Source organism: Pseudomonas sp. KCJK8993, from assembly GCF_046230915.1.
GTDB lineage: Bacteria > Pseudomonadota > Gammaproteobacteria > Pseudomonadales > Pseudomonadaceae > Aquipseudomonas > Aquipseudomonas piscis.
The window spans coordinates 1-6,154 of the sequence record NZ_JBJJLO010000190.1; the positions used below are offsets into that span (position 1 = coordinate 1).

The following is a 6,154-nucleotide window of genomic DNA, read 5'->3' on the forward strand; positions in this document are numbered from 1 at the left end:
GGCCGGATCATGGCGACCCCCCGCTCGACCGCGGTAATGGGCAACATGTGCCCGCGACCTTGAACGATCTCCAGCGCCAGGCCCGGCACTTTGCCGACCATTGACTCGCCATGCCTGCGGTAGCTCAGGACCGGGTCCCTGGAGCCGTAGATCAGGCCCACCGGCAGCTTCAGGCTCGGGTAATGCTTGACCATGTCGATCAAGGCCCGGTTGACCACGGCAATCTCGCTGGAGGCGTTATAGAAGTTGCTCGTACGCATGCCCAGCAAGCCACCGCCACGCACGTCGAAGTCCTCGGGCACCGGGTCCGGGGCGAATACCGCCTTGACCAGCTTGTGGCGCCCGAGCATGGCCATGGGCGCGGCCAACGTCAGTGACATCCAGCGGCGCAGCAAGGCCGGCCGCACGCCAAGGGACAGGAACACCAAGGGCAACATTCGTTGCGGGTGGGTCAGGGGCGCCACCAGGACCAACCCCGACACAGACTGCGGGTGATTCAGCGCCAGCGACAAGGCAATGGCGCCGCCCAGGGAATGGCCAAGCACCAGAGGTTGCCCAAGATCCAGGGTCCGGATGAATCTGGCGATCAGACTGGCCTGGGCCGGCAAATCCGCTGGCGCCCCACGACGGCGGGTGGAATAACCGGAGCCGGGGCGATCAAGAGTGATGACGCGGAACTGCTCGCGCAGCTGTGGCGCCAGGGAATGGGTCAGGTTGCGTGCGCAGCCGGACAGGCCATGAATCATCAGCAGTACCGGCCCCCTGCCCTCATCGGTGTAATGCAAGCGCTCGCCGCCGACCTCAAGGAAGCGTCCGTTGATCGGTACCTGGCTTTCTATCTTGCGGTCGATACGAAAACTCACGAGCCAGAGCACCACACTGACCACCAGGAACACCGTCGCCGCTACCAGCCATTCCATACCATGCCCCCTTGAGCTGACCTGTCTTGCGCGGCAACCGGATCAATGATCCGGCCCGGCTTGTCGCCCTGGCCTGGTAGCGGCTGTGGAATCCCATCCGCGTCAGCTCAGGATGGGCCCGCAAATCCACAGGCGACGGGCACAGGTGACATTTCCAGGCGATTTATTTAAATTAATTTTTAAAACATTATTTTAAATTGTGCAATCCTGAGTTTTCAGCCACCGACGAAAGTCACCCAAGCGTCACTACAATCGAGGTACACACCATGAATGCGTACTCGCCACCCGACGGCCCCGAGGTCGTCGACATCGCCATCATCGGCGCCGGCTTTGCCGGCTTGTGCATGGCGATCAAGCTCAAGCAGAGCGGAATCACGGATTTCTTCGTCGCCGAACAGGCCGCCACCCTGGGGGGGACATGGCGCGACAACCACTACCCGGGCTGCGCCTGCGACGTGCAATCCCATGTCTATTCCTTTTCTTTCGCCCCCAACCCGAACTGGACCCGGCAATTCGCCCCGCAACCGGAAATCCGCGAATACCTGGAGACCTGCGCCCAGGATTTCGCCCTGGCGCCCTACCTGCGCTTCAACATGGGCCTGGAGCAGGCCGTGTTCGATGAGGACCGCGAGCGTTGGCAACTGCGCTTCAACAATGGCCGCCGGGTCAGCGCGCGAGTCCTGGTGTCCGGCATGGGCGGCCTGTCGCGCCCGGCGATCCCGGACATCCCTGGGCTGGAGGACTTCACCGGCAAGCGCTTCCACTCCCAGCAGTGGGACCATCGCTATTCGCTGCAAGGCAAGCGGGTGGCCGTGATCGGCACCGGGGCCAGCGCGATCCAGTTCGTGCCCAAGATCGCCCCGCGGGTGGCCCAGCTCAAGCTGTTCCAGCGCACCCCGCCGTGGATCATGCCCAAGCCCGACCGGGAGCTCGGCACCCTGGAGCGCTGGGCCTTCAAGCACCTGCCCTTCACCCAGCGCCTGGCCCGTTCGGCGCTGTATTGGGTCCTGGAAAGCCGGGTGATCGCCTTTGCCCAGCGGCCAAAACTGATGAAGGTGGTGCAGCGCGTGGCCCTGCGCCATTTGCGCAAACAGGTACCCGACCCTCTGCTGCGCCAGCGCCTGACCCCCGACTACACCATCGGTTGCAAGCGCATCCTGATTTCCAACGACTACTACCCGGCGTTGTCCCGGGGCAACGTCGGCGTGGTCAGCGAAGCCATCGAGCGGATCGAGGCCGATGCCGTGGTCACCGCCGACGGTAATCGCCATCCAGTGGACTGCATCATCTTCGGCACCGGCTTCCAGGCCACCGACCCGCTGCCCCACGGCCTGCTCTTCGGCCGGCGTGGCCAGGACCTGATGGACTACTGGTCCCGCGGTGCCCACGCCTACCTGGGCACCTGCCTGCCGGGCTTCCCCAACCTGTTCATGATCATCGGTCCCAACACCGGGCTGGGGCACAACTCGATGATCCTGATGATCGAGGCCCAGGTGGACTACATCCTCAAGGCCCTGGAACGGATGCGCCAGGAGGGCATCGGCACCCTGGAGGTCAAGGCCGACGTCGAGCGCCAGTACAACCAGCGCCTGCAACAACGCCTGGCCGGGGCCATCTGGTCCACCGGCGGTTGCCGCAGCTGGTACCTGGATCCGCGCAGCGGGCAGAACACCACGCTCTGGCCCGGCTCCACCTTGAGCTTTCGCAAGGCCGTGCAGCACTTTGAGCTGCAGGACTACCTGGCCAGCCGCCTGCCGGCTGCCGCTGTCGCCAGCGCGCCGGTCATCGCGCGCCCACTGAACCTGCAAGAGGCCGCCACCCATGAAGAACTTTAACGGTAAAGTCGCCGCCATCACCGGCGCCGCCTCGGGCATGGGCCGCGCCCTGGCCGTAGCCCTGGCCCGGGAGGGCTGCCATCTGGCCCTGGCCGACAAGAACCCCCAGGGCCTGGCCCAGACCGTGGCCCAGGCCCGCGCCGCCACCTTGTTGCCGTTGCGCATCAGCAGCCAGGAACTGGACGTCGGCGACCGTGACGCGATGTTCGCCTGGGCCGCCGCCAGCGCCGCCGAGCATGGCCAGATCAACCTGATCTTCAACAACGCCGGCGTGGCCTTGTCGAGCACCGTCGAAGGCTCGAGCCTGGCGGACCTGGAGTGGATCGTCGACGTCAACTTCTGGGGCGTGGTGCACGGCACCCAGGCCTTCCTGCCCTACCTCAAGCAGGCGGGCGAAGGCCACATCATCAATACCTCCAGCGTGTTCGGCTTGTTCTCGCAACCGGGCATGAGCGGCTACAACGCCACCAAGTTCGCCGTGCGCGGCTTTACCGAATCCCTGCGCCAGGAACTGGACCTGCAAGGCAACGGGGTCTCGGCCACCTGCGTGCATCCAGGCGGCATCCGTACCGAGATCGCTCGCACCAGCCGCATCAGCGACAACGTCAAGGGTTTCCTGATCGACAACGAACAGCAGGCCCGCGACGACTTCGAGAAACTGTTCATCACCTCGGCAGAAACCGCGGCCAAGGTGATCCTGCTGGGCGTGCGCAAGAACAAGCGCAGGGTGCTGATCGGCCGCGACGCGCATGTTCTCGACCTGTTCATCCGCCTGTTGCCCAGCGCCTACCAGGCGCTGGTGGTGTGGGCCAGCCGGCGCATGGCGCCCAAGCCTGGCAAGCAACGCGCACCCGTCTACGAACCCCAGGACGAGCGCGGCCTCTAGGCCGCCTTGCCCTGTCTAGAGGAGCGACAGCCATGCTGCCCATCCGCCGCGACATCCAGGTCGAACTGCCTGCCGAACGCATTTGCGACTGGCACGAACAAGGCAGCCACGTGACCCATTTCTTCAATGCCCTGTCCCTGCTGTTTCCTTCCGGCGAGCTGTTCTTCATGGACAGCGTGCGCCACTACCGCGAGCGCATCCACGACCCCGAGCTCAAGCGCCAGATCCAGGGCTTCATCGGCCAGGAAGCCATGCACAGCCGCGAACACCAGCACTACAACGACCTGCTGCAGGACGCCGGCTTGCCGGCCCACCTGCTGGACCGACGGTTGCGGATGATCCTCGACTTCCAGAAGAAGCATTTCGCACCGGCGTTCAACCTGGCCCTGACCATCGCCCTGGAGCACTACACGGCGATTCTCGCCGACCTGCTGCTGCGCGACCCCAGCCGTTTCGGCGCTTCGGTCAAAGGCTACCGGCAGATGTGGCAATGGCACGCCCTGGAGGAAACCGAGCACAAGGCGGTGGCCTATGACGTGTGGAACACCGTGCTCAAGCCAGGGCCCAAGCGCTACCTGATCCGTACCGGCACCATGCTGTTCACCACCCTGACCTTCTGGCTGGTGGTGTTCGATTTCCATGTGCGCATGCTGATCGCCGATCGCAAGCGCGGCGGCCACTGGCGCGGAATGTGGCAGGTGATCAAGTACCTGTACGGCCCCAAGGGGGTGTTCCCACGGATCGCCCTGCCCTGGCTGCAGTACTTCAAGCCGGGCTTTCACCCCTGGGACCATGACAACCGCCACCAGCTGCAACGCATCGATGGCCTGGTGCAGGACATCCAGCAGACTCGCGCCGCAGCGACCAAGTGACGTGGGCCGACCACCCTCGATCGACCATCCGCCGGCAGCGCCCCTGGCTGCCGGTACTCATCCGGCCAGCCGCCACAACCTTGGTGCAAGGCAGCCGCCGGCATCCAGCTACGCCCCGCCAGCCGCCTGCTAATCTGCAGCGGACCTTGTGTGCCGCGAGCCTGCGCCATGTTCCTGATCTTGCTGCCCCACTTGGGTTACGACCCCACCGAAAGCAGCCTGCCCTGGCAGGCCGCCCGCGCCGCCGGCTTCGAGGCCTGCTTCGCCACGCCGCTGGGAATGCCAGCCTATGCCGATGCGCGGCTGGTGAGTATAGGTTTCGGCCCGCTCGACCCCGTGCTGATGACCCGCGCGGCAGATCTCCAGCACTACCGGCAGATGACCCGCGACCCGGCCTTTCGCAACCCCCTGGGGTATGCCGAGGTCGACCCGCAGGCGTTCGAAGGGCTGCTGATCCCCGGCGGTCATGCCCGGGGCATGCGCAGCCTGCTGGAATCGGCGCAGGTACGGCGAATCATCCTGGCGTTCTTCCAGACCGACAGACCGGTGGCAGCGGTCTGCCATGGGCCCCTGGCCCTGGCCCGTTGCATCGATCCGCAAAGCGGACGCTCGGTGCTCTACGGACGCAAGGTCACCGCCTTGCTGGCCGGCCCCATGGAGCTGATGGCCTGGATCGTCACCGCGCCATGGCTGGGCCGCTACTACCGCACCTACGACCACTGCGTCGAGCACGAAATCAAGGCGGTGCTGGCCAGCCCGGCGGACTTCCTGCGCGGCCCGCTGCTGCCCCGGCGCGACTCGGCGGAGCATCCCGAGCGCGGTTTCGTGGTCCGTGACGGCAACCTGCTGACCGCCCGCTGGCCCGGGGATTGCCACCGTTTCGCCAACGAGTGGGTGACGCTGTTGCAGCAAGCGCGTGCGGCCGCGCCTCAGCCGCTGCAGGCCAGCCGCTGACCGGGCTTGAAGGCATTCCGGTGGGCACTCCAGACCAGCACCAGCCCCACCACGGCCAGCGCCGCCATCGCCAAGGGGAACGACCCCGCGCCATGGCGTTGCAGCAGCAGGCCGCCCACCACACCGCCGCCGGCGATCCCCAGGTTGAAGAGGGTCACCAGCATCGACTGGGCGACCTCGGCACCCTCCCCGGCAGCATCCGCCACCGCCGTCTGCAGCAGGGTCGGCGCGCCCCCGAAGGTCAGGCCCCAGGCGACGATGGCCGGCCATACCAACCACGGCTGTTCGGCGCCAATCCCCAGGAGCAACGACGCCAGGGCGAAGCCGGCCAGGCTGCACAGGGTCAGCCCGCGCAACCAGCGGTCCACCAGCAGCCCGGTGCCCCAGATGCCCAGCAGCGAGGCCAGGCCGAACAGCAGCAAGGCCCGGTCCAGGGCGCCGGACAGCCCCAGGAACTCGAGGAATGGGGCGATGTAGGTGTAGAGAATGTTGTGCGCCAGGATCCAGGCGAAGATCACCAGCAGCGCCTGGGCAATCCCCGGCGTGAGGAAAATCTCCAGCACCGGTTGGCGTCGCTCGGCCCGCTGGCCTGGATGGTCGGGCACCGCCAGGCGCACCCAGATCCACAGTCCCAGGGCCAACAGCGACAGGCCCCAGAACACCCGTTGCCAATCCATCCAGCTGCCC

Annotated in this window: 6 protein-coding genes; 4 read left to right on the forward strand and 2 right to left on the reverse strand. The window is 66.1% G+C overall.

The features are described 5' to 3' along the window. Positions 1–920 (reverse strand): alpha/beta fold hydrolase (locus ACK6AU_RS31040; protein WP_409303512.1); only part of this gene is annotated, 920 nt, incomplete at its 3' end. 266 nt (positions 921–1,186) lie between these two features. On the opposite strand from ACK6AU_RS31040, the gene ACK6AU_RS31045 reads away from it, so the two are divergent. The 4 genes from ACK6AU_RS31045 to ACK6AU_RS31060 all read left to right on the forward strand — a co-directional run bounded on the left by ACK6AU_RS31045 (position 1,187) and on the right by ACK6AU_RS31060 (position 5,467). Continuing rightward, positions 1,187–2,755: an NAD(P)/FAD-dependent oxidoreductase gene (locus ACK6AU_RS31045; protein WP_185698851.1), complete on the forward strand. Its 1,569-nt coding sequence runs from the start codon at positions 1,187–1,189 to the stop codon at positions 2,753–2,755. Next, positions 2,742–3,641 (forward strand): SDR family NAD(P)-dependent oxidoreductase, encoded by a 900-nt coding sequence (locus ACK6AU_RS31050; protein ID WP_409303514.1) that lies wholly within the window; start codon positions 2,742–2,744, stop codon positions 3,639–3,641. Before ACK6AU_RS31045 ends, ACK6AU_RS31050 begins: the two co-directional genes overlap by 14 nt. 32 nt (positions 3,642–3,673) lie before the next feature. After that, positions 3,674–4,513, forward strand: a complete 840-nt coding sequence (locus ACK6AU_RS31055) for a metal-dependent hydrolase (protein WP_409303516.1) — start codon at positions 3,674–3,676, stop codon at positions 4,511–4,513. Positions 4,514–4,681: 168 nt separating this feature from the next. Continuing rightward, a complete protein-coding gene (locus ACK6AU_RS31060; RefSeq protein ID WP_409303518.1) occupies positions 4,682–5,467 on the forward strand; it encodes a type 1 glutamine amidotransferase domain-containing protein in 786 nt (261 codons plus the stop codon). Here the strand turns inward: ACK6AU_RS31060 and ACK6AU_RS31065 are convergent. Further along, positions 5,443–6,154: MFS transporter (locus ACK6AU_RS31065; RefSeq protein ID WP_409303519.1), on the reverse strand; the 712-nt coding region annotated here is incomplete at its 5' end. The genes ACK6AU_RS31060 and ACK6AU_RS31065 overlap by 25 nt on opposite strands.

Bases quoted from the DNA above. Each gene is read 5' to 3' on its own strand.
- ACK6AU_RS31055 (WP_409303516.1), top strand. From the start codon at position 3,674: ATGCTGCCCATCCGCCGCGACATCCAGGTCGAACTGCCTGCCGAACGC.
- ACK6AU_RS31045 (WP_185698851.1), top strand. From the start codon at position 1,187: ATGAATGCGTACTCGCCACCCGACGGCCCCGAGGTCGTCGACATCGCC.
- ACK6AU_RS31060 (WP_409303518.1), top strand. From the start codon at position 4,682: ATGTTCCTGATCTTGCTGCCCCACTTGGGTTACGACCCCACCGAAAGC.
- ACK6AU_RS31050 (WP_409303514.1), top strand. From the start codon at position 2,742: ATGAAGAACTTTAACGGTAAAGTCGCCGCCATCACCGGCGCCGCCTCG.